Here is a 22,388-nt window from a genome sequence, read left to right as displayed (position 1 = left end):
TCGTTACGTCCTAGTTGTTTTCTACTGGGGAGACCATTGCCTTGGCTCCGCTTTTATTAATGATACTCTGCGTCAGTGCATCAACATGGTTCACTTCTAACTCAACAATAAGAATGACCTTGTCGGTGTAGTGCGACTCGACCTCAACCGCTTCGAAACGACTCAGCTCGGCTTGAGCTATAGACACGAATGCATAGTCTAACTCTAGACGTAATTGTGTGGTGATTTTTTTTTCGATTGTTTGAATCAGCTTAAGTGCTTGTTGTACACCGCCACCATAAGCCTTCACCAAACCGCCCGTTCCAAGCTTGATACCACCAGAATAACGCGTGACCACCGCAGTGAGCTCTCCAATACCAGAACCACTAAGCTGCGCCAAGATAGGCTTGCCTGCGGTGCCAGACGGCTCACCGTCATCACTAAAGCCCCACATCATCGAATTTTCAGGACGTCCCGCCACAAAGCCCCAACAATTATGTCGGGCACTACTGTGCTGTTTCTTCACTTGATCAACAAATGCTTTCGCCAACTCAATACTCGGCGTATGAGCGATTTGCGTGATGAACACGCTCTTTTTGATCTCTTCTTCAAAAAGAACTGGGTGCTCAGGTATCAAGTATGCAGTTGAGTTCATTGGCTTTTACGAGGTTTGTCGCCTAAAAGGGGTATTCTAGCACGAGCAATAGCAATTGACTCCAAGATTGGACACTGGTCATAATGTTAAACAGTTGTTTAAAAAATGTATTGAAATTAAATTCGATGCGGTACACACTTAAATAACTGGTCTAACCAGAAGTAAAACTATAACAACCGCTTTCACACAATCACGGATTGTCTGTCACGGAGAATGACAATGATTTACCAATCTGAAACTCTACAGGTAAAGGAAGTACGCAGCGGCATCGCCGAGCTGTGCTTTAGCTCTCCCCAGTCGGTCAATAAACTTGATCTGGCTACTCTCGAATCTTTAGACAAAGCCCTCGATGCGCTTGCTGCATGGAGTGATCTTAAGGGACTTATCCTAACGACGGATAAAAGTGCCTTTATTGTGGGCGCTGACATCACTGAGTTCCTTGGTTTGTTTGCAAAACCAAAGGCCGAACTCAAAGAATGGCTAGGATTCGCTAACAACATTTTCAACAAGCTGGAAGATTTGCCAGTACCAACGCTATCTGCATTAAAAGGCCACACACTAGGCGGTGGCTGTGAGTGTGTATTGGCGACGGACTTTAGAATTGGTGACAAGACCACCAGCATCGGTCTACCAGAAACAAAACTGGGTATCATGCCGGGTTTTGGCGGTACCGTTCGTTTGCCAAGATTGATCGGCGCAGACAGTGCCATGGAGATAATCACACAAGGCAAAGCCTGCAGAGCCAATGAAGCGTTGAAAGTCGGTCTTATCGACGCCATCGTCGAAACCGACGCACTGTATGATTCTGCTCTGAACACTATCGAGCTTGCCATCAATGAGAAGATTGATTGGAAAGCACGTCGCCAAGCAAAAGTATCACCGCTGACTCTTAGCAAACTTGAATCCATGATGAGCTTCACCATGGCGAAAGGTTTAGTGGCACAAAAAGCTGGTCCTCACTACCCAGCGCCAATGGCCGCAGTCAAAACGATTGAAGAAGCTGCTCGCTATGGTCGTGATGAAGCGCTTGATGTAGAAGCGAACTACTTCATCAATCTTGCTGGTTCAGATGTTGCTAACGCACTGGTTGGCATCTTCCTTAATGATCAGTACATCAAAGGTCTTGCTAAGAAAGCCGCTAAGTCTGGTAAAGAGACTGAGCGCGCAGCAGTACTGGGTGCTGGTATTATGGGTGGCGGTATCGCTTATCAGTCAGCGCTCAAAGGTGTACCTGTCATCATGAAAGACATCGCTCAAGCATCCCTTGAACTTGGTATGACCGAAGCCTCTAAACTTCTCAACAAACGTTTACAACGTGGACGTATCGACGGATTTAAGATGGCTGGCGTGCTGGCTTCTATTACCCCGAGCCTACATTACGCCGGTATTGAGCAAAGCGATGTGATTGTGGAAGCGGTGGTAGAGAATCCAAAAATCAAAGCCGCAGTGCTGAGTGAAGTCGAAGAGATGGTGGGCGAAAACACCGTCATCGCCTCTAACACCTCAACCATTCCTATCAATGTTCTTGCGAAGTCTCTAAAACGCCCAGAAAACTTCTGTGGTATGCACTTCTTTAACCCTGTACACCGCATGCCATTGGTCGAAATCATTCGCGGTGAGCACACCTCGGAAGAAACCATCAACCGCGTTGTTGCTTACGCTGCGAAGATGGGTAAATCTCCTATCGTTGTGAACGACTGCCCAGGGTTCTTTGTTAACCGTGTTCTATTCCCATACTTTGGTGGCTTTAGTCAGCTTCTGGCGGATGGCGCGGACTTCATTCAAATCGACAAAATCATGGAGCGCAAGTTTGGCTGGCCGATGGGCCCTGCTTACCTACTTGATGTGGTGGGCATTGATACCGCGCACCATGCACAAGCGGTGATGGCGGAAGGCTTCCCAGAGCGTATGGCAAAAGATCAGCGTGATTCCATTGATGTGCTATTTGAAAACACTCGCTATGGTCAGAAGAATGGCTCGGGTTTCTATGCTTACACCACGGACAAACGCGGTCGCCCTAAGAAAGCACCGAGTGAAGACATCAATTCACTGCTTGAGTCAGTCAGCAAGCCTGCACAATCATTCGATGATGACACCATTATTCAACGCATGATGATTCCAATGATCAACGAAGTCGTACTGTGTTTGGAAGAGGGCATCATTGCAACACCACAAGAAGCAGACATGGCGCTGGTCTATGGCCTAGGCTTCCCTCCATTTAGAGGTGGTGTGTTCCGCTATCTAGACAGTATCGGTATCGATAACTACGTTGTGATGGCGAAGCAATATGAATCGCTAGGTGCAATGTACAAGGTGCCTCAGTCGCTGGTCGATATGGCAAGCTCTGGCAAGCGCTTCTATGACGTGCAACAAGCTAGCTCACTGTAACCACCGACTGGATGAGGAATATCAAAATGAAAAATGTTGTCGTTGTTGATTGTCTTCGTACACCTATGGGTCGTTCCAAGGGTGGTGCATTTAGACATCAGCGTGCTGAAGACTTATCGGCACATCTAATGAAAGGTATCTTGGCTCGCAACCCACAAGTAAAGCCAGAAGAGATTGAAGATATCTACTGGGGCTGTGTACAGCAAACCCTAGAGCAAGGTTTTAACGTTGCTCGTAATGCAGCACTGCTGGCAGGGCTACCGATTGAGATTGGTGCGGTCACGGTAAACCGTCTGTGTGGCTCATCTATGCAGGCATTGCATGACGCGGCGCGCTCAATCATGGTTGGTGATGCTGAGATCTGCCTAATTGGTGGTGTTGAGCACATGGGGCACGTTCCTATGACGCACGGTGTGGACTTCCACCCTCAGCTATCTAAAAACGTCGCAAAAGCAGCGGGCATGATGGGTCTCACCGCCGAGATGCTGGGTAAATTGCATGGCATCAGCCGTGAGCAACAAGATGAGTTTGCAGCGCGAAGCCACCAGCGAGCGCAAGCAGCGACCGTTGAAGGTCGCTTTAAGAACGAGATCTTGCCGACCGAAGGTCATGCTGAAGATGGTTCACTGTTTACCCTTGATTACGATGAGGTGATTCGTCCAGAAACCAATGTTGAAGGGCTGTCTAAGCTTCGTCCAGTCTTTGACCCTGCAAATGGCACGGTAACCGCAGGTACGTCATCGGCACTGTCTGATGGTGCGTCTGCCATGCTGATCATGAGCGAAGACAAAGCCAATGAGCTTGGTTTAACCATTCGCGCGAAGATCCGCTCTATGGCCATTGCAGGCTGCGATCCATCGATTATGGGTTACGGCCCGGTACCAGCCACGCAAAAAGCGCTTAAACGTGCGGGCCTAACGATGGACGACATCGACATTGTTGAGCTAAACGAAGCATTTGCGGCTCAATCACTGCCATGTGCCAAAGATCTTGGCCTACTGGATGTGGTCGACGAGAAGGTTAACCTGAATGGCGGCGCCATCGCACTCGGTCACCCACTCGGCTGCTCGGGCTCTCGTATCTCGACCACACTTATCAATATCATGGAAAACAAAGACGCTAAGATCGGTCTTGCCACTATGTGTATTGGTTTGGGTCAAGGTATTGCAACCATCTTTGAAAGACCGTAGCCCTCTCATTACGGTTCTTCAACGCAAACAGCTCCGCTTTCGGGGCTGTTTTTATTTATGCATGTAATGCATGTATCTAATGTTGAAGTTTCATTGTTTTTTTTCGAATTTCTCACCTACACTTTGCAGCAGATAACACGTCAACTCATTGGAGAACATCATGTTCAAAGCACTGTTACTTAACCAAGAAGACAAAAAAACAATCGCTACTATTTCTCAGGTAGACGAGTCACAGCTTCCAGAAGGTAATGTAAAAATAGATGTAAAATATTCATCTTTGAACTACAAAGATGGGTTGGCGATTACCGGTAAAGGTAAAATCATCCGCAATTTCCCAATGGTACCGGGTATCGATCTTTCTGGCGTAGTGTCGCAATCAGACGACCCTCGTTACAAGGAAGGCGACGAAGTGGTTCTCACTGGCTGGGGGGTCGGTGAGAATCACTGGGGTGGCATGGCTGAGAAAGCGAGCCTAAACGGTGACTGGCTAGTGCCAATGCCAGCAGGTCTCGATGCAGAAAAAGTGATGGCTATCGGTACTGCAGGTTTTACTGCGATGCTATGTGTACAAGCCATTGTTGATGCAGGCGTAAAACCAGAAGACGGCGAAGTACTGGTCACAGGCGCAAGTGGCGGTGTGGGTAGTGTGTCTGTTACGCTACTTAACCAACTAGGTTATAAAGTGGCGGCAGTAACAGGCCGCGCTTCAGCGAACGGCGAACTACTAAAATCACTCGGTGCATCACGCATTGTTGAGCGCAGCGAACTGGAAGAGCCAGCGAAACCGCTTGAGCGTCAATTCTGGGCTGCAGCTGTCGATACCGTAGGCAGTAACATGCTTGCTAAAGTGCTTGCGCAGGTGAACTACAACGGTGTTGTCGCAGCATGTGGTCTAGCGGGTGGCTTTGACCTACCTACTACAGTGATGCCATTTATCCTGCGTAACGTGCGTCTACAGGGTGTTGACTCTGTAATGTGCCCACGCGAAAAACGCATCAAAGCTTGGGAACAGCTAGCGACGCTACTTCCTGAGTCATACTATGCACAAGCAAGCAAAACCGTAGCGCTAGAAGATGCGATTCAAGCGGCAGAAGACATCACTAACGGTGCTGTAACAGGTCGCGTTACTATTAAAATCTAATTGGTAACAGCCTCATTAGAGAAAAGGCTCTCATCACGAGAGCCTTTTTTGCATCTGGGAAGGTCATTAACCTAAACCCACATCTTCAATTCGTTTCGCAATCAACTTTCCACACTCTTCTTTTACTACCGAGCGAAGCCATTTCTGAGACTCCGAGGTATCGCATCGCGCGTGCCAAATCAGAGAATAATCAAACGGAGTAAAAGCAAAAGGCAGTGGTTTTATCACGAGATCGTAGCGATCTGCCACTAAATAAGCGAGATCAGCTGGTACGGTAATGATCAATGGCATGCTATCAACTATCGCCAATGCCGCTTCAAGATGATAGGCACGCAGTACCATTTTTCGAGGGTTTTGGTTGATAAGCGCGGCATCCAGCAGAGCTTTAACGCCGTCACTGATCGCAATCATGGCATGAGGCGCATTGATATAATCCTCAAGCGATACGGGTTTATCCGCTAACGGATGTTGCTTGGAAACTAAGCAAGAGACGCCGACCGGGCCCAAGACTTCTTGGTGTAATGGTGTAACCGAACCCGTAGGACGGCAGATCGCCATATCGACCTTATCAGTGCTGAGCTGTTTAAAAAGGCTCTCGTGTTGCAGTGGAGCGAACTCCAAAGAGATATTAGGCGCGAGCTGATAAATCTTCGGCAATGCATAAGGAAGGATGGTTTGCATCGCATAGTCAGTCGTCGCGATGAGAAAGCGCTCGTTACAATAGTAGGGATTGAACTCACTGGGTGTCAGCAACTGACGGAAGGACTCTAACGGTTGGTCAATTTGCTTACATATCTCGAGCGCTTTACTGGTAGGAATGATTCGCTGTCCTTGACGGGTGAAAAGCGGATCCCCTAATAAGTCTCTCAATCGACCTAACACTCGACTCGTTGCGGATTGGCTTAGGTTGAGTCGCACGGCCGCTTGACTAACACTGCCCTCTTCCACCAGCACCTTCAATGCCACCAATAAATTGAGGTCGCGACGATAGATTTCTTCGAGTTCCATAAGCTCTTCCTACGTAGTTCTTCCCCTAGTGTACACTTGGTTTTCTTTTCTTCAGATAAAAAAAATCCCGCCTTTCAGCGGGGAAGCCCAAGAAAATGGGGATAGTGTCGGAATGTCGTAAAATGTATTGGAAGTTCTAATTTGCAAGAATGTTTACTAAATGTTAATTCTCTTGTTCTTCTGAAACATCTTGCCAGCGTCTTACCTCTAACCAGAGACCCATTATAGAGACACTTAAACCTATTAACGGCGCCCACCCGGCTTGTTGGGGAGGCTGTAATACCAAGGCACAGAATGCTATCAAGCAAAGCACCGAGTAAATTGTAATCCTGTCTAGTACGGTTAACATAGTTACGTCCCTGCCCCTTTGTTACCAACTTGTTAATAAAGTTAAAACAAAAAATTCCTTTTGCCAAGGGGTTATTGCATATTTTTTCTTCATAAGTAGAATTTGAGCTGTTTTTAGTAAGAAAGAGTTCCCGATGACAATCAATACAGACCTAGCGACGCAAACACTCGAAGCCGAAGGACTGCGCTGCCCAGAGCCAGTGATGATGGTCAGGAAGACAATTCGTAAGATGGAAGAAGGTGAAGTGTTGTTAGTGAAAGCCGACGACCCTTCGACGACGCGCGATATTCCAAGTTTCTGTCGCTTTATGGATCACCAATTGCTGAGTGCTCAGACAGAAACCGTTCCTTACCTTTATTTGATTAAAAAAGGGTTAGCGTAACGCACTAAAAAAGGCTGCCACTGGCAGCCTTTTTACTATTCGTCATATTCGAGCGTTCTGATCTCAGATTGCAGTTTCTTTATCTGCTTTTGCATCGAACGGATCTCGTTGTGCATTGGGATCAAATGCTGAACCCGAATCCAAGATTCGACGGCCAATCCTGCCATGACGATGGCACCGACGACCATAGGTATCCACATATCGGTGAGTACCATCCCAAGCAGTGTTAATACCAAACCGAAGGTGAATAAACGGCTTTGGCTTTCCGCGGTCATTCCTGTGTAACGTGTAAGCATAATCGTTGCCCTCTCGCTAGGATCCACATGATTAAAGTACCATGACAATTATGACACTAATATGTCATTCATCACGAATTTCATCAGATTCGAGCGAGAGTTTGATCCCGATTAAAGTTTGATATTTAGTTGATATTGTTATTAAAAAACAGCAGCGCCGATGGCGAGTCCTACGAACAAAATGGCGGTAATACGACGAATCCAATCAAGCGGAAGCTTGTCCGCTGATAGCTTACCAATCAAGACGACAGGCACATTGGCTAGTAGCATACCCACCGTAGTACCAATCACCACCCAGGTCAGCGCATCCGCGTATTGCGCGCCGAGAATGGAGGTCGCTATCTGAGTTTTATCGCCAATTTCAGCAATGAAGAATGCGATAAAACTGGCGATAAACGGACCGCGACTTGAGATACTTTCATCGTCATCGAGTTTATCCGGCACCAAGATCCATGCAGCCATGGCAAGGAAGCTGACCACTAATACCCACTTAAGCACTTCCGGTGATAGATAATCGGCCACTACAACCCCCAGCCATGCAGCTAATGCATGATTGGCAATGGTCGCTAAAAAGATAGCGGCAATAATAGGAATAGGTTTACGGTAACGACTGGCCAGCAGCAGAGATAAAAGTTGGGTCTTATCGCCAATTTCGGCAAGTGCCACAGTAGTAATTGATATAGCTAAAACGCTCACGACATGCTCTAAGGGGCAGGGATTATAGTATTTAACCTATAGACAAACCTCGCGCCCCACCCCGGTTCACGATGTTTATCTATGGTCTTGCTAAACTTGCGGGCACAAGTCTCGAGCGCCATGGTGATTTTGCACCAATTATGTTGACGAACGAATCCAAACGCTTGTGAGTGTATGGATAAGCTACTCCCCAAAGATGACGGCATTGTAATCACTCAATGAATCAATTTCAACAATATTGGAGCTTACGCCCCTTCACACAGCGAATAACTCCGAAAAACCGCATTTTTTTACCTTTATGATGATTAAATCAGCACTTTTACCCCTACTCCCCTTACCGATTAGTCGGTATACTTATTTGTTATTTTCTGAATATCAGAAACACCTTTTCACTTAGAGAATTGCGCGAATTACTATGCAAAAATACGATATCAAAACCTTCCAGGGAATGATCCTCGCGCTGCAGGATTACTGGGCACAGAACGGTTGTACTATTGTTCAACCACTAGATATGGAAGTAGGTGCAGGCACCTCTCACCCAATGACATGTCTACGTGCACTTGGCCCAGAGCCAATGTCTACGGCATACGTTCAACCCTCACGTCGTCCGACCGATGGTCGCTACGGCGAGAACCCGAACCGTCTGCAGCACTATTATCAGTTCCAAGTTGCGCTTAAGCCTTCTCCAGATAACATTCAGGAGTTGTACCTAGGCTCACTTGAAGTGCTTGGTATCGACCCGCTAGTACACGACATTCGTTTCGTAGAAGACAACTGGGAAAACCCAACGCTAGGCGCATGGGGTCTTGGTTGGGAAGTCTGGCTAAACGGTATGGAAGTGACTCAGTTTACTTACTTCCAGCAGGTTGGCGGTCTTGAGTGTAAGCCAGTAACTGGCGAGATCACTTATGGTATCGAACGTCTAGCGATGTACATCCAAGAAGTAGATTCTGTGTACGACCTAGTGTGGAACATCGCACCCGACGGCAGCAAGGTCACTTACGGTGATATCTTCCACCAAAACGAAGTTGAGCAATCAACCTACAACTTTGAGCACGCTGACGTAGATTTCCTATTCACTTACTTTGACCAGTGTGAAAAAGAAACCAAAGAGCTGCTAGAGCTAGAGAAACCTCTTCCTCTTCCAGCGTATGAGCGCATTCTTAAAGCGGCTCACGCATTCAACATCCTTGATGCACGCAAAGCTATCTCTGTAACAGAGCGCCAACGTTACATCCTTCGTATCCGCAACCTGACTAAAGCGGTTGCAGAAGCATATTACGCATCACGTGAAGCCTTAGGCTTCCCAATGCTTAAAAAAGACGAGGAGAAGTAATCATGGCAAAAGAATTTCTAATTGAACTCGGTACTGAAGAGCTACCACCAACGCAGCTTCGTACCCTTGCAGAAGCTTTTGCAGCGAACTTCGAAGCAGAGCTGAAAGGTGCAGACCTAACACACGAAGGTGTGAAATGGTACGCGGCTCCTCGTCGTCTAGCACTTAAGGTCGCTGGTCTTGCTGAAAGTCAGGCAGATAAAGTGGTAGAAAAGCGTGGACCTGCGGTTTCTGTGGCATTCGATGCTGACGGTAATGCAACTAAGGCGGCTCAAGGCTGGGCTCGCGGTAACGGTATCACTGTTGAGCAAGCGGATCGTCTAGTGACAGACAAAGGCGAATGGCTACTATTCAAACAAGAAGTCAAAGGCCAAGCAACGACTGAAATCGTGGTTGAGCTTGCAGCTAAAGCGCTAGCTAACCTACCAATCGCGAAACCAATGCGTTGGGGTAACAAGACGACTCAGTTCATCCGTCCTGTTAAAACACTGACTATGCTAATGGGCTCTGACCTTATCGAAGGCGAGATCCTAGGCGTAGCCTCTGACCGTACTATCCGTGGTCACCGCTTTATGGGTGAGCAAGAGTTCACTATCGATTCTGCTGAGCAATACCCTGCGATCCTAGAAGAGCGCGGTAAAGTGATGGCAGATTACGAAGCGCGTAAGGCAATCATCCTAGCTGATTCGCAAAAAGCGGCAGCAGCAGTTGGCGGTGTCGCTGATCTAGAGGATGACCTAGTTGAAGAAGTAACATCACTCGTTGAGTGGCCAGTGGTTCTTACGGCGAAGTTCGAAGAAGAGTTCCTGAAGGTGCCTTCTGAAGCGCTGGTTTACACCATGAAAGGTGACCAGAAGTACTTCCCAGTGTATGACGAGAACAAGAAGCTTCTGCCTAACTTTATCTTCGTCTCTAACATCGAATCTAAAGAGCCTCGCTACGTAATCGAAGGTAACGAGAAGGTTGTGCGTCCACGTCTAGCGGATGCGGAATTCTTCTTTAACACTGACCGTAAGCGCCCTCTTATCGACCGTCTACCTGAGCTAGAGCAAGCTATCTTCCAGAAGCAGCTTGGTACTATCAAAGACAAAACAGACCGCATCACAGAGCTTGCTGGCTACATCGCTGAGCAAATCAATGCTGACGTTGAGAAATCTAAGCGTGCTGGCCTTCTAGCGAAGTGTGACCTAATGACCTCTATGGTATTCGAGTTTACCGATACCCAAGGTGTCATGGGCATGCACTACGCCACTCACGATGGTGAAGATGAGCAAGTAGCACTGGCGCTTTACGAGCAGTACATGCCACGTTTCGCCGGTGACGAGCTACCAAGCACAGGTATCTCTTCAGCAGTCGCAATGGCAGACAAGCTAGATACGATTGTCGGTATCTTTGGTATTGGCCAAGCACCTAAGGGCTCTGACCCATTCGCACTTCGTCGTGCGTCTCTAGGTGTACTTCGTATCATCGTCGAAAACGGCTACAACCTAGACCTAACGGACCTAATTGCGAAAGCTCAGTCTCTGTTTGCCCAAGAAGACGGTACTAGCAAGCTAACCAACACGAACGTTGCCGACGACGTCATCGACTTCATGCTTGGTCGTTTCAATGCATGGTACAAAGATGAAGGCTTCAGCGTGGATATCATCCAAGCAGTACTGGCTAACCGTCCAACCAAACCAGCAGACTTCGACCAGCGCGTTAAAGCGGTATCTCACTTCCGTGAGCTAGAGGCAGCAGAAGCACTGGCGGCAGCGAACAAGCGTGTAGGTAACATCCTAGCGAAATTCGACGGCGAACTGGCAGCTGAAATCGACCTTGCACTTCTACAAGAAGATGCAGAGAAGACACTAGCAGAGAACGTTGAAGTGATGACTGAAGCCCTTGAGCCAGCATTCGCGACAGGTAACTATCAAGAAGCACTAAGCAAGCTTGCTGACCTACGTGAGCCTGTGGATGCGTTCTTCGATAATGTGATGGTCATGGCCGATGACGAAGCACTTAAGAAGAACCGTCTAACGCTACTAAACAACCTGCGTAACCTGTTCCTACAAATCGCCGACATTTCACTTCTTCAGAAATAGTCGTCAGTTTTAGGCAATATTGGTTAATGAAAGGGAAGCATCCGCTTCCCTTTTTTGTACCTGACAATCAGCAACAAGTTATTGTTAGTTCTGTGAACTAGTATGAAAATTGTAGGGAGTTTGCCTACAAACTAGCGGTTATAGCACTCAGAATGTAGAGGTCGATATTTGATATAAACGTGGGATAACTTCAAGGAAGAGAACCCATGAAAAAGACCCTACTTTCACTCTCAGTGGCGATGCTCAGCGCCTGCAGCCAATTGCCAGATGACGCGTTACTACTTAGCTTAGATGACCAACAAGTGGCTTTTGCTGCCAATGAACAAGGTTTGCTGGTTGCAGAAAAGAAGCTTGATAAAGGCAGCTATACCTTTTCTATCGGTGATAATGCACAAACCTGTGGCAGCAACTTTGCTTTGGCTGAAGATGCGCGCATTAAGTTCAACCGCCCATTAAAGCTCGATGATTGTGCCGGGGAATCGGCCATTCCGATGCGAGTATTCAAGGCGAATACCTACCAGTTTACGCTCAATCCAACCAACAACGAGCTCACCGTAAAGGTGAAACCGAAACAGAGTAACGATTTTACCTCTACCTGCCCTGTTGCCACTGACAGCCCTAAAGTCATTGATGTTAGTGCTACCTTTGCCGATGGCACTGTGCTTAGAGATGCGCTGAGCGGACAACAAGCGACGGTCAGCAGCGGTAAGATAGCGCTGCAGCCTGGCGCAAACAGCCAGGGCCTATTGCTGCTAGAGCCTGCAGAACAGGCACCGAAGGCGGAATTCGATTGGGACAACGCGACGGTCTACTTCGTAATGACCGATCGCTTCTACAACGGCAACCCAGATAACGATAACAGCTATGGGCGAAGCAAAGACGGCAAACATGAGATCGGTACCTTCCATGGTGGCGATCTAGCCGGTTTGACTAAAAAGCTCGACTACATTGAATCGCTTGGCGTCAATGCCATCTGGATCACCTCACCACTGGAGCAAATTCATGGCTGGGTTGGTGGCGGTGATAGAGGTGACTTCAAGCACTATGGCTATCACGGCTATTACCATCAAGATTGGACCAAGCTCGATGCCAACATGGGCACAGAGGCGGAGTTGCGTCAGTTTATCGATACTGCCCATGAGAAAGGTATCCGAGTCGTTTGGGATGTAGTTATGAACCATACCGGCTACGCCACGTTAGCGGACATGCAAGAATTTGGCTTTGGAAAACTGTACCTCTCTGATGAAGAGGCGAAACAAGAGCTTGGTGAAAACTGGACCGATTGGCAACCTAAATCCGGGCAAAGCTGGCACAGCTTTAATGATTACATCAAGTACAGTGATGACGAGGCATGGGATAAATGGTGGGGTAAGGATTGGATCCGTACCGACATCGGTGACTACGACGCACCTGGATACAACGACAGAACCATGTCACTTAACTTCTTGCCGGATCTAAAAACAGAATCGACACAGAAGACAGGCCTGCCGAACTTCTATCGTAATAAAGAGACCAATGCCAAAGATATTCAAGCCACGCCAAGTGAGCATTTGATCACCTGGCTAACAGATTGGGTTCGCGAGTATGGCATCGATGGCTTCCGTGTCGATACCGCTAAACACGTCGAAATGGAAAGCTGGGCCAAGCTCAAGCAAGCCAGTAATGAAGCACTGGCAGAGTGGAAACAAAACAACCCAGACAAGGCACTGGATGATAAACCGTTCTGGATGACCGGTGAGGTTTGGGCACACAGCGTGGTGAAGAGCCCGTATTTCGATAACGGCTTTGATTCTATCATTAACTTCGAGTTCCAAGGCGACGTTGCCCCTAAGGCATTGAAGTGTTTCGCTAACCTAGACAGTGACTATCGCCGCTATGCAGAGCGCATTAACAGCGACAGTGAGTTTAATGTGCTGAGCTACCTCTCTTCGCACGACACTTCACTGTTCTGGGCATCTCGAAGCCGAAGCATTGATGATCAGATGCGTGCCGCCAATGCACTGATGTTAAGTCCGGGTGCGGTGCAGATCTACTATGGTGATGAGATAGCAAGAGACCTAGGTGTCAGTGGCTCTGACTCACACCAAGGTACGCGCTCAGACATGCCTTGGGATAAGATAACGGGTCAGCGCGAAACCCTATTGAAGCACTGGCAAACATTAGGCGATTTCCGCCTACGTCACCCTGCCATTGCTATGGGTGAACATATTACCCGCCAGCAAAGCGGGTACTATGCGTTTGAACGTCGTTACCAAGATGACAAGGTACTCATCGTTTACACTGGCGAATAATCAATAGATTAAGGCCTACTCAATCACATCAAAGGGAGCGCTACTGCGCTCCTTTCTTATTGCTCATTTTCTTTGCATTCAAATAGTGCTTTGCCTCTAGTTATCATTGCTGTATGTTCAAAGGTTCATCTTGCCACCAGCAGGATAAAACCCCTTAAAAACACAACAAGTGAACACGATGAACTAGGTACAGCAATGCAATTTTCGAAGTTTGGTGAAAAATTTAATCGTTACTCAGGTATTACCCAATTAATGGATGATCTTAATGATGGCCTTCGCACTCCAGGCGCCATCATGCTCGGAGGTGGCAACCCAGCCGCCATTCCTGCCATGCTCGAGTATTTTCACCAAGCCAGTAGTGACCTCCTCGCCAGTGGTGAACTGGTGGCCGCCATGGCCAACTACGACGGTCCACAAGGAAAAGATGCGTTTGTTAAATCGCTCGCTAAACTGCTGCGCGATACCTATGGCTGGAACATTACCGAAAAGAACATCAGCCTAACCAATGGCAGCCAAAGTGGTTTTTTCTATCTGTTTAACCTACTCGCAGGTAAGCAAAGCGATGGCAGCCACAAGAAAATTTTGCTGCCAATTGCGCCAGAATACATTGGTTATGGTGACGCAGGCATAGACGAAGACATCTTTGTCTCCTACCACCCAGAAATCGAGCTGCTTGATAACGGTCTATTCAAATACCATGTGGATTTCGAACACTTAGAGATCGATGATTCTGTTGCGGCGATTTGTGCCTCTCGCCCAACCAACCCAACGGGTAACGTACTCACCGACGAAGAAATCCATAAACTGGATAAACTGGCTCGAGAGAATAACATCCCACTGATCATCGATAACGCCTACGGTTTGCCATTCCCAAACATCATCTTTGAAGATGTGGAGCCGTTTTGGAATGAGAACACCATTCTTTGCATGAGCTTATCCAAGCTAGGTCTGCCAGGGTTGCGCTGCGGTATCGTGATTGCCAGTGAAGAAGTCACCCAAGCGATGACCAATATGAATGGCATTATTAGCCTGGCGCCGGGCAGCTTTGGTCCTGCACTTGCCCATCACATGATTGAGAAAGGTGACATTCTAGAGCTCAGTTCCAATGTGATTAAGCCGTTCTACCAGCAAAAATCCCAGCGCGCGGTTGAGTTATTACAATCGGCGATTACCGATTCCCGTTTTCGAATCCATAAGCCAGAAGGCGCTATCTTCTTGTGGCTATGGTTTGATGAGCTACCCATTACCACTATGGAGCTCTACCAACGCTTGAAAGATCGCGGCGTGTTGATTGTCCCAGGGGAATACTTCTTTATTGGTCAGGAAGATGAATGGGATCATGCCCATCAATGTCTGCGCATGAACTATGTGCAAGATGACGACAAGATGCAGCAAGGTATCGCGATTATCGCGGAAGAAGTGGCTAAAGCATACGCGCAAGGCACTAGCGATTAAGGCTCCAAAAACAAAAGATAACAATAGAATAGATACAAAAAGAGCGCCGTCTGGCGCTCTTTCACTCTTTATATCAGGGCTTTCGTTTCAGCGAAATGATTAGCCTTCGATCAGTTTGTTACCACCAATCTCAATTTTACGTGGCTTCATCGCTTCTGGAATTTCGCGCTCTAGATCAACGTGAAGTAGACCATTCTCCATGCTCGCACCTACGACTTTCACGTAGTCAGCTAGCTGGAACTTACGCTCGAAATCGCGCTCTGCGATACCTTGGTACACGTAGTTTTTACCTTCTTCGGCTTTACGCTCACCCTTAACAATCAACATGTTCTCTTTTTGAGTCAGATCGAGTTGGTCTTCAGCAAAGCCAGCCACAGCCATAGTAATACGGAAGTGGTTCTCATCTTGTTGCTCGATGTTGTATGGAGGGTAACCGCCAGAAGAGTTTTTCGCTGAGTTCGCTTCCATCATGTTGAATAGACGATCGAAGCCAATTGCGTTGCGGTATAAAGGAGTGAAATCTACAGTTCTCATAATGCTATCCTCATAGTAAGCAATAGTCTTAGCCGTGAGTTTTCACCTACACCCATCCTATAAACGGATGTAGTGACGACTAAGGGACTTATCCACCACTCCGCTGACAGCCTTGCTGTTCGGGGACGTAGCAATAAATCAGTTTTTAAAGTGTGCCGTTAAAGCTATCCTCCACTGAGCGATACTTTGCAGGCGTTTAAAAGGTCTGTTTCTTCTCTCTTGAGCAAGACAGCTCCCTCTTCACAAATAGATATAGGGATGACGAAATTCGCTTTCAAGCCATTTTCTTAAATTATTTTTATAACGTTTATTTTTCATAGAGTTAAAAACAAAAAAGACCGCCGTGTAAGGCAGTCTTTTTGTTTTTAGATTGGTTTATCGAAGCTGGGTGAGCTGAGTTCAAGGAGAAGGCGCGCAATTTATAGGTATAAATGAGCACCTTCGACGCAGAAATCAGTTCAGCCAGCGAAGAGAAATCAATCTAAACGTCTAGGTTAGCTACTTTCAGTGCGTTTTCTTCGATGAAGTTACGACGAGGCTCTACTTGGTCGCCCATTAGCGTCGTGAACAGCTGGTCTGCGCCAACCGCATCTTCAATCGTTACTTGCATCATGCGACGTGTCTCTGGATCCATAGTGGTTTCCCAAAGCTGATCTGGGTTCATCTCACCTAGACCTTTGTAGCGCTGTAGGCTGAGACCGCGACGCGACTCTTTGATTAGCCAGTTGAGGGCATCTTCAAAGTTGCTCACCGGTTGAGTACGCTCACCACGTTTCACGTAAGCCCCCTCTTCAATCAGACCTTCTAGAGCTTCCGATAGAGATGCTAGCTTGCCGTACTCTTTCGAGTTCAGTAGATCGATACTGAGCACATGCTCATGAGTCACACCGTGAGTACGCACGATGATTTTCGGTAGGTTCAGACCTAGCTCAGCGTGCTGTTCAACCTCGAAGCTGTATTGGCTTGCGCCCACTTCTTTGGCATTGAGCTGCTCAACAAGCTGCTTAGACCATGCTTCAACCGCGGCCGCATCGTGACACTGCTCAGCCGTTAGGCGTGGGGTGTACATGAACTCACTCACTAGCGCGTGCGGGTAACGACGAGCCATGCGCTCGGCAATTTTCACTGCACCGTTGAACTGCTGTACCAATTTCTCTAGCGCTTCACCGGCTAGCGCTGGTGCCTCAGGATTCACGTGCAGAGCGGCGTTATCCAGTGCCAATGAAACTTGGTATTGGTTCATCGCATCTTCATCTTTGATGTACTGCTCTTGCTTACCTTTCTTCACTTTGTAAAGCGGTGGCTGAGCGATGTACACGTAACCGCGCTCGATAAGCTCTGGCATTTGACGGTAGAAGAAGGTCAAAAGCAGCGTACGGATGTGAGAACCATCGACGTCCGCATCGGTCATGATGATGATGTTGTGGTAACGCAGTTTATCTGGGTTGTACTCATCACGGCCGATACCACAGCCTAGAGCTGTAATTAGCGTTGCCACTTCTTGTGAAGAAAGCATCTTATCGAAACGTGCTTTCTCAACGTTTAGGATCTTACCTTTCAGTGGAAGAATCGCTTGGTTCTTACGGTTACGACCCTGCTTAGCACTACCGCCCGCAGAGTCACCCTCCACTATGTACAGTTCAGAAAGCGCTGGGTCTTTCTCTTGACAGTCAGCCAGTTTGCCTGGCAGACCCGCTAGGTCTAGAGCGCCTTTACGACGTGTCATTTCACGCGCTTTACGCGCTGCATCACGTGCACGAGCGGCGTCAATAATCTTAGTACAAACAATCTTCGCTTCACCTGGGTTCTCTACTAGGAACTCAGACAGCTTCTCACCCATCGCCGACTCAACCGCGGATTTCACTTCAGAAGAAACCAGCTTGTCTTTGGTTTGGCTTGAGAACTTCGGATCTGGCACTTTCACCGATACGATAGCGGTTAGACCTTCACGAGCATCATCACCTGACGTCGCCGTCTTGGCTTTCTTAGAGAAGCCCTCTTTATCCATGAACGAGTTCAGCGTACGCGTTAGTGCAGCACGGAAGCCCGCAAGGTGAGTACCACCGTCACGTTGAGGGATGTTGTTGGTAAAACAGTAAATGTTTTCTTGGTAGCCATCATTCCACTGCATCGCCACTTCAACCGTGATGCCGTCATCACGCTCATTATCAAAGTGGAAGATTTTTTGGATGATTGGTGTCTTGTTGGTGTTTAGGTGCTCAACAAACGCTTGGATACCACCTTCAAACATGAAGTGATCCATTTTGTCTTCTTCGCGCTTATCGATGAGCTTGATCGATACACCTGAGTTTAGGAACGACAGTTCACGTAGACGCTTGGCAAGAATATCGTAGTGGAACTCGACGTTTGAGAAGGTTTCTTCGCTTGGCCAGAAACGGATCTCTGTACCTGTCTTATCGGTATCACCAATCACAGTCAGTGGCGCTTCTGGCTCACCGTGATGATAGGTTTGAGTATGGATTTGGCCGCCGCGATGGATAGTCAGCGTCACTTGTTTAGACAGCGCGTTTACTACCGATACACCTACACCGTGCAGACCACCCGATACCTTGTACGAGTTGTCATCGAACTTACCACCCGCGTGAAGTACCGTCATGATAACTTCTGCCGCAGAGACTTGCTCTTCTGGGTGCATTTCCGTTGGGATACCGCGACCATCATCGCTTACAGAAACAGAGTTGTCCTCATGAATAGTCACGATAATGTCGTTACAGTGACCTGCTAACGCTTCATCAATTGAGTTATCAACCACCTCAAAAACCATGTGGTGTAGACCGGTTCCATCGTCCGTGTCGCCGATGTACATTCCTGGACGCTTACGTACCGCATCCAGACCCTTTAGTACCTTAATACTCGATGAATCGTAATTTTCTGACATGAGTTTCTCTCACTATTTACCTTGCTCTATTGTGCCATGTTCCACATGAAACATCTTGCCATTTTCGTCAATCATGTCGGCAACTTGGCTTTCGGTAATAGAGCTTACAAAAACTTGAGCCTGAGTCTGTTTTAAGTAATCCGCTAAGCGTTTACGACGCAGGCTATCTAATTCTGAAGCAAAGTCATCTATCAAATAGATACATTGCTTTCCGGTCAACTCTGCAAGATGCTGCCCTTGCGCAAGGCGCAGCGCGCACATCATCAATTTCAGCTGACCACGAGACAACACATCCTCTACAGGAGTGTTGTTCACTTTAATTCTTAAATCGGCTTTATTTGGGCCACTAAAGGTGTACCCCAAACCCTGGTCACGCTCAAAGTTACGTTCCAAGAGCTCGCCATACGGCGTGTCTTTTTCCCAGCCACGATAATAGCCGAGTTTGATTTCAAACTCTGGCAGAAAAGACTGACACATTTCTTCGGCCAAGGTTTTCATTTGCTCGACATAAGTGTGGCGCCAACCATCGATTTGCTCAGCAAGCTGGGCTAGATCTTTATCCCAATAACTCAGTTCTCGATAGCTGGTCGCGGTTTTCAGAAGCGCGTTACGCTGCTTGCTCAGGCGCTTAAAACGCCCCCATGCTTCGAAAAAACCGGGTTCCGAATGGAACACACCCCAATCGATAAATGCCCGGCGAAACTTAGGGCCATCAGTGAGCAATTCAAAGCCCTCAGGATGGATAAGTTGCAGCGGCAATACCTTGGCAAGCTGAGCTAACTTTTGCCCAGATTGACCGCCTATTTTAACCTCAGTTGAGCCATCGCGCTGCTTATTAATGCCAATGGGTATCTCAAATTGATCCGAGTTCAAAAAACGGCCATGTACAAACAGCTCTTGGCAGTCATTTTGTATCACTCGGCCGGTGAGCGAACTCTTAAATGAGCGCCCATGACCGAGCAAATAGATCGCCTCCAACAAGCTGGTTTTGCCACTGCCGTTGGGGCCAATAATAAAGTTAAAGCCTGTGGATAGTTCGATATCACAGGCTTTAATATTTCGAAATTGCTGTACGATTAAACGCGTAAGCGGCATAACGTCATGCTCGCCTTAGAGACGAATTGGCATCACCACGTACATGGCACTGTCATCTTCGCTATTTTCAATCAAAGCACTGGCGTTGGCATTGGACATCGACATGCGTACTTGGTCGCAGCGAAGCGTGTTAAGTACATCGAGAACGTAAGAAACGTTGAAACCAATCTCGAGCGCGTCACCTTGGAAGTTCACGTCGAGCATCTCTTCCGCTTCTTCTTGCTCTGGGTTATTAGCCGTAATGCGCATCTCGTTGTCCGCTAGGTTGACACGAACACCGCGGAATTTCTCATTCGACAGAATCGCGGCACGGGAGAACGCTTGACGCAATTCATCACAGTTTGTTTCGAGTGTTTTGTCGGTATTTTGCGGCATTACACGGCGATAATCGGGGAAACGACCATCAACAAGCTTAGAAGTGAAGACATAGTTGTTCACTTCAGCACGGATGTTAGAACTGCCAATTTGCAGCGTGACTGGCTGCTCTGGCGCATCGAGAAGCTTAGACAACTCCTGTACACCTTTTCGCGGCACAATGATCTGTTTGTTGTCAAAGCTGCCTTCTAGCGCCACCGTTGCTACCGCCATACGGTGACCATCGGTCGCCACTGAACGCAATGTTGTTTGGTCCAGTTCAAACAACATACCGTTTAGGTAGTAACGCACATCTTGGTTAGCCATTGAGAACTGAGTCTTGTCGATCAGCGACTTAAGCTCAGCTTGAGTCACCGTCACCGCCACTTCTTGCTGCCAATCTTCAATATTTGGGAAATCGCTCGCTGGCAATGTGGAAAGGGAGAAACGGCTACGACCAGAGCGCACTTGTACGCGATCGCCTTCTAGTACGATAGTGATTGTCGAGTCATCGGGTAGCCCACGACAGATATCGAGGAACTTACGTGAAGGCACCGTTACGCTGCCTGCTTCGAACTCACTCTCTAGCGTTACTTTACTTACCAGCTCAACCTCTAGGTCTGTCGCAGTAAGAGAAAGTACCCCTTCTTCTACCTTAAGTAGCAAGTTGCCCAAAATAGGTAATGTAGGACGACCGCCCAGTGCGCCAGAGACTTGTTGTAGCGGCTTTAGTAGGTGGTGACGTTCGATAGTAAATTTCATAGATAACTCTTCGTAAAGATGGCAATCCATGCCACTTATATGCGAAATACAATAACTTGAATGCTAATTATAGTGATTATGCCACTATTATGAAGAAAGCGTGCGAATTAAGTTGGAATAGTCTTCCTTAATGTCGTGACTTTCCTCACGCAGCTGAGCGATTTTACGACACGCGTGCAACACGGTAGTGTGGTCACGACCACCAAACGCATCACCAATCTCTGGTAGGCTGTGGTTGGTCAGCTCTTTGGCTAGCGCCATCGCCAACTGACGCGGGCGAGCGACTGAGCGAGAACGTCGCTTAGAAAGCAGATCCGCCACTTTAATCTTGTAGTATTCAGCAACCGTCTTTTGAATGTTATCAATCGTCACCAACTTCTCTTGCAACGCCAGCAAGTCACGTAGCGCTTCACGAACAAAATCGATGGTAATTGGACGACCAGTAAAGTTCGCATTGGCGATAACACGGTTTAGTGCCCCTTCCAGCTCACGAACGTTTGAACGCAGGCGTTTAGCAATAAAGAAGGCGACTTCATCGGCTAAGTGAATTTGATGGTCTTCGGCTTTTTTCATCAAGATCGCCACGCGAGTTTCTAGCTCAGGTGGTTCGATAGCCACAGTCAAACCCCAACCAAAACGAGATTTCAGGCGATCTTCTACGCCGTTGATCTCTTTAGGATAGCGATCCGATGTCAGGATGATCTGTTGATTGCCTTCAAGCAACGCATTAAAGGTATGGAAGAACTCTTCTTGCGAGCGCTCTTTATTAGCGAAGAATTGAATATCATCGATAAGCAGCGCATCGACACTACGGTAGTAGCGCTTAAATTCTTCAATCGCGTTGTTTTGTAGCGCCTTAACCATGTCCTGAACAAAACGCTCCGAGTGCATGTACACCACTTTCGCGTTGGGTTTGTTATCTACGATGGCATTGCCCACTGCATGTAATAAGTGGGTTTTACCCAGACCTGTACCACCATACAAGAATAGTGGGTTATAAGCTGCGCCAGGGTTATCAGCGACCTGACGCGCCGCAGCAAGACCAAGTTGGTTCGACTTACCTTCAACGAAGTTGTTGAACTTGTGCTTGATGTTGACGTTCGAACGATGGTTGATGTCAGAGACCTCTGTTTCATCATCCCAGGTTTTATGCACAGGTTGGCGCGCTTGTAGCTGCGCAGGTGCAGAAGACTCAGCCGCAACATCCGCTGCGGTCTTAACTGGCTTAGGTGCTGGTGGCGCAGAAACTGGCTTGCTGCCAACTTCGAAACGAAGATTCGGCACATCATTACCGCAATACTCTTTTAGTAGACGATTAATGCTGTTGAGGTATCTATCGCGCACCCAGTCGAGTACAAAGCGGTTAGGCGCAAATAGAGTCAGGGTGTTGTCATTAAGCTCAGCTTGTAATGGTCTGACCCACATGCTGAATTCGGTAGCGGGTAGCTCTTCTTGTAGACGTTGCGAACATTGCAACCAAAGCGAAGATGACAC

The 22,388-nt window shown here is 47.7% G+C and carries 17 protein-coding genes; 8 read left to right on the top strand and 9 right to left on the bottom strand.

Going from position 1 to position 22,388, the window contains the following annotated elements; translation table 11 throughout:
• Window positions 1-10: 10 nt before the first annotated feature.
• Window positions 11-634: a YigZ family protein gene (locus LY387_RS00090; RefSeq protein ID WP_234494908.1), complete on the bottom strand. Its 624-nt coding sequence runs from the start codon at window positions 632-634 to the stop codon at window positions 11-13.
• Window positions 635-853: 219 nt separating this feature from the next.
• On the opposite strand from LY387_RS00090, the gene fadB reads away from it, so the two are divergent.
• From fadB to LY387_RS00075, 3 genes are all read left to right on the top strand, one after another.
• Window positions 854-3,022 (top strand): fatty acid oxidation complex subunit alpha FadB, encoded by a 2,169-nt coding sequence (gene fadB, locus LY387_RS00085; protein WP_234494907.1) that lies wholly within the window; start codon window positions 854-856, stop codon window positions 3,020-3,022.
• 26 nt (window positions 3,023-3,048) lie between these two features.
• Window positions 3,049-4,212, top strand: a complete 1,164-nt coding sequence (gene fadA, locus LY387_RS00080) for an acetyl-CoA C-acyltransferase FadA (protein WP_234494906.1) — start codon at window positions 3,049-3,051, stop codon at window positions 4,210-4,212.
• 160 nt (window positions 4,213-4,372) lie between these two features.
• Window positions 4,373-5,353, top strand: a complete 981-nt coding sequence (locus LY387_RS00075; RefSeq protein WP_128649930.1) for an MDR family oxidoreductase — start codon at window positions 4,373-4,375, stop codon at window positions 5,351-5,353.
• Window positions 5,354-5,419: 66 nt separating this feature from the next.
• On the opposite strand, the gene LY387_RS00070 is transcribed toward LY387_RS00075, so the two are convergent.
• Window positions 5,420-6,361, bottom strand: a complete 942-nt coding sequence (locus LY387_RS00070; RefSeq protein ID WP_042478152.1) for a LysR family transcriptional regulator — start codon at window positions 6,359-6,361, stop codon at window positions 5,420-5,422.
• Window positions 6,362-6,843: 482 nt separating this feature from the next.
• Here LY387_RS00070 and tusA point away from each other — a divergent pair, with 482 nt between their 5' ends.
• Window positions 6,844-7,092 (top strand): sulfurtransferase TusA, encoded by a 249-nt coding sequence (gene tusA, locus LY387_RS00060; RefSeq protein WP_042478150.1) that lies wholly within the window; start codon window positions 6,844-6,846, stop codon window positions 7,090-7,092.
• Window positions 7,093-7,127: 35 nt separating this feature from the next.
• Here the strand turns inward: tusA and LY387_RS00055 are convergent, their stop codons facing one another.
• Both LY387_RS00055 and LY387_RS00050 read right to left on the bottom strand, forming a co-directional pair.
• On the bottom strand, window positions 7,128-7,388 hold the full coding sequence (locus LY387_RS00055) for a hypothetical protein (protein ID WP_042478170.1): 261 nt from the start codon (window positions 7,386-7,388) through the stop codon (window positions 7,128-7,130).
• Between the two features lie 141 nt (window positions 7,389-7,529).
• Window positions 7,530-8,084: a TMEM165/GDT1 family protein gene (locus tag LY387_RS00050; RefSeq protein ID WP_042478147.1), complete on the bottom strand. Its 555-nt coding sequence runs from the start codon at window positions 8,082-8,084 to the stop codon at window positions 7,530-7,532.
• A gap of 415 nt (window positions 8,085-8,499) precedes the next feature.
• Here LY387_RS00050 and glyQ point away from each other — a divergent pair, with 415 nt between their 5' ends.
• From glyQ to LY387_RS00030, 4 genes are all read left to right on the top strand, one after another.
• On the top strand, window positions 8,500-9,420 hold the full coding sequence (glyQ, locus tag LY387_RS00045; protein ID WP_234494904.1) for a glycine--tRNA ligase subunit alpha: 921 nt from the start codon (window positions 8,500-8,502) through the stop codon (window positions 9,418-9,420).
• 2 nt (window positions 9,421-9,422) lie between these two features.
• Entirely contained in the window at window positions 9,423-11,504 is a 2,082-nt protein-coding gene (glyS, locus tag LY387_RS00040; RefSeq protein WP_234494903.1) for a glycine--tRNA ligase subunit beta, read from the top strand.
• A 206-nt stretch (window positions 11,505-11,710) separates the two neighbouring features.
• A complete protein-coding gene (locus LY387_RS00035) occupies window positions 11,711-13,795 on the top strand; it encodes an alpha-amylase (RefSeq protein ID WP_234494902.1) in 2,085 nt (694 codons plus the stop codon).
• A gap of 195 nt (window positions 13,796-13,990) precedes the next feature.
• Entirely contained in the window at window positions 13,991-15,250 is a 1,260-nt protein-coding gene (locus LY387_RS00030) for a valine--pyruvate transaminase (RefSeq protein ID WP_234494901.1), read from the top strand.
• A 99-nt stretch (window positions 15,251-15,349) separates the two neighbouring features.
• On the opposite strand, the gene LY387_RS00025 is transcribed toward LY387_RS00030, so the two are convergent.
• The 5 genes from LY387_RS00025 to dnaA form a co-directional block, all read right to left on the bottom strand.
• The gene (locus LY387_RS00025) at window positions 15,350-15,784 is read right to left on the bottom strand and encodes an Hsp20 family protein (protein ID WP_042478137.1); all 435 of its coding nucleotides are present in this window, start codon (window positions 15,782-15,784) and stop codon (window positions 15,350-15,352) included.
• Between the two features lie 481 nt (window positions 15,785-16,265).
• On the bottom strand, window positions 16,266-18,683 hold the full coding sequence (gyrB, locus tag LY387_RS00020) for a DNA topoisomerase (ATP-hydrolyzing) subunit B (RefSeq protein ID WP_234494900.1): 2,418 nt from the start codon (window positions 18,681-18,683) through the stop codon (window positions 16,266-16,268).
• A 12-nt stretch (window positions 18,684-18,695) separates the two neighbouring features.
• Entirely contained in the window at window positions 18,696-19,778 is a 1,083-nt protein-coding gene (recF, locus tag LY387_RS00015) for a DNA replication/repair protein RecF (RefSeq protein ID WP_234494899.1), read from the bottom strand.
• Between the two features lie 15 nt (window positions 19,779-19,793).
• On the bottom strand, window positions 19,794-20,894 hold the full coding sequence (dnaN, locus tag LY387_RS00010) for a DNA polymerase III subunit beta (RefSeq protein ID WP_042502452.1): 1,101 nt from the start codon (window positions 20,892-20,894) through the stop codon (window positions 19,794-19,796).
• An 87-nt stretch (window positions 20,895-20,981) separates the two neighbouring features.
• Window positions 20,982-22,388, bottom strand: coding sequence for a chromosomal replication initiator protein DnaA (gene dnaA, locus LY387_RS00005; RefSeq protein ID WP_096994000.1), 1,407 nt, complete (start codon window positions 22,386-22,388; stop codon window positions 20,982-20,984).

The organism is Vibrio maritimus (assembly GCF_021441885.1).
GTDB lineage: Bacteria > Pseudomonadota > Gammaproteobacteria > Enterobacterales > Vibrionaceae > Vibrio > Vibrio maritimus_B.
The sequence above is the reverse complement of the archived record's forward strand: the minus strand, read 5'-3'. Positions and strand labels throughout refer to the sequence as shown.

What these genes read in the sequence shown, in the direction of transcription:
- LY387_RS00090 (WP_234494908.1), bottom strand. Translation starts at nt 634, where the DNA reads ATGAACTCAACTGCATACTTGATACCTGAGCACCCAGTTCTTTTTGAA.
- fadB (WP_234494907.1), top strand. Translation starts at nt 854, where the DNA reads ATGATTTACCAATCTGAAACTCTACAGGTAAAGGAAGTACGCAGCGGC.
- fadA (WP_234494906.1), top strand. Translation starts at nt 3,049, where the DNA reads ATGAAAAATGTTGTCGTTGTTGATTGTCTTCGTACACCTATGGGTCGT.
- LY387_RS00075 (WP_128649930.1), top strand. Translation starts at nt 4,373, where the DNA reads ATGTTCAAAGCACTGTTACTTAACCAAGAAGACAAAAAAACAATCGCT.
- LY387_RS00070 (WP_042478152.1), bottom strand. Translation starts at nt 6,361, where the DNA reads ATGGAACTCGAAGAAATCTATCGTCGCGACCTCAATTTATTGGTGGCA.
- tusA (WP_042478150.1), top strand. Translation starts at nt 6,844, where the DNA reads ATGACAATCAATACAGACCTAGCGACGCAAACACTCGAAGCCGAAGGA.
- LY387_RS00055 (WP_042478170.1), bottom strand. Translation starts at nt 7,388, where the DNA reads ATGCTTACACGTTACACAGGAATGACCGCGGAAAGCCAAAGCCGTTTA.
- glyQ (WP_234494904.1), top strand. Translation starts at nt 8,500, where the DNA reads ATGCAAAAATACGATATCAAAACCTTCCAGGGAATGATCCTCGCGCTG.
- glyS (WP_234494903.1), top strand. Translation starts at nt 9,423, where the DNA reads ATGGCAAAAGAATTTCTAATTGAACTCGGTACTGAAGAGCTACCACCA.
- LY387_RS00035 (WP_234494902.1), top strand. Translation starts at nt 11,711, where the DNA reads ATGAAAAAGACCCTACTTTCACTCTCAGTGGCGATGCTCAGCGCCTGC.
- LY387_RS00030 (WP_234494901.1), top strand. Translation starts at nt 13,991, where the DNA reads ATGCAATTTTCGAAGTTTGGTGAAAAATTTAATCGTTACTCAGGTATT.
- LY387_RS00025 (WP_042478137.1), bottom strand. Translation starts at nt 15,784, where the DNA reads ATGAGAACTGTAGATTTCACTCCTTTATACCGCAACGCAATTGGCTTC.
- gyrB (WP_234494900.1), bottom strand. Translation starts at nt 18,683, where the DNA reads ATGTCAGAAAATTACGATTCATCGAGTATTAAGGTACTAAAGGGTCTG.
- recF (WP_234494899.1), bottom strand. Translation starts at nt 19,778, where the DNA reads ATGCCGCTTACGCGTTTAATCGTACAGCAATTTCGAAATATTAAAGCC.
- dnaN (WP_042502452.1), bottom strand. Translation starts at nt 20,894, where the DNA reads ATGAAATTTACTATCGAACGTCACCACCTACTAAAGCCGCTACAACAA.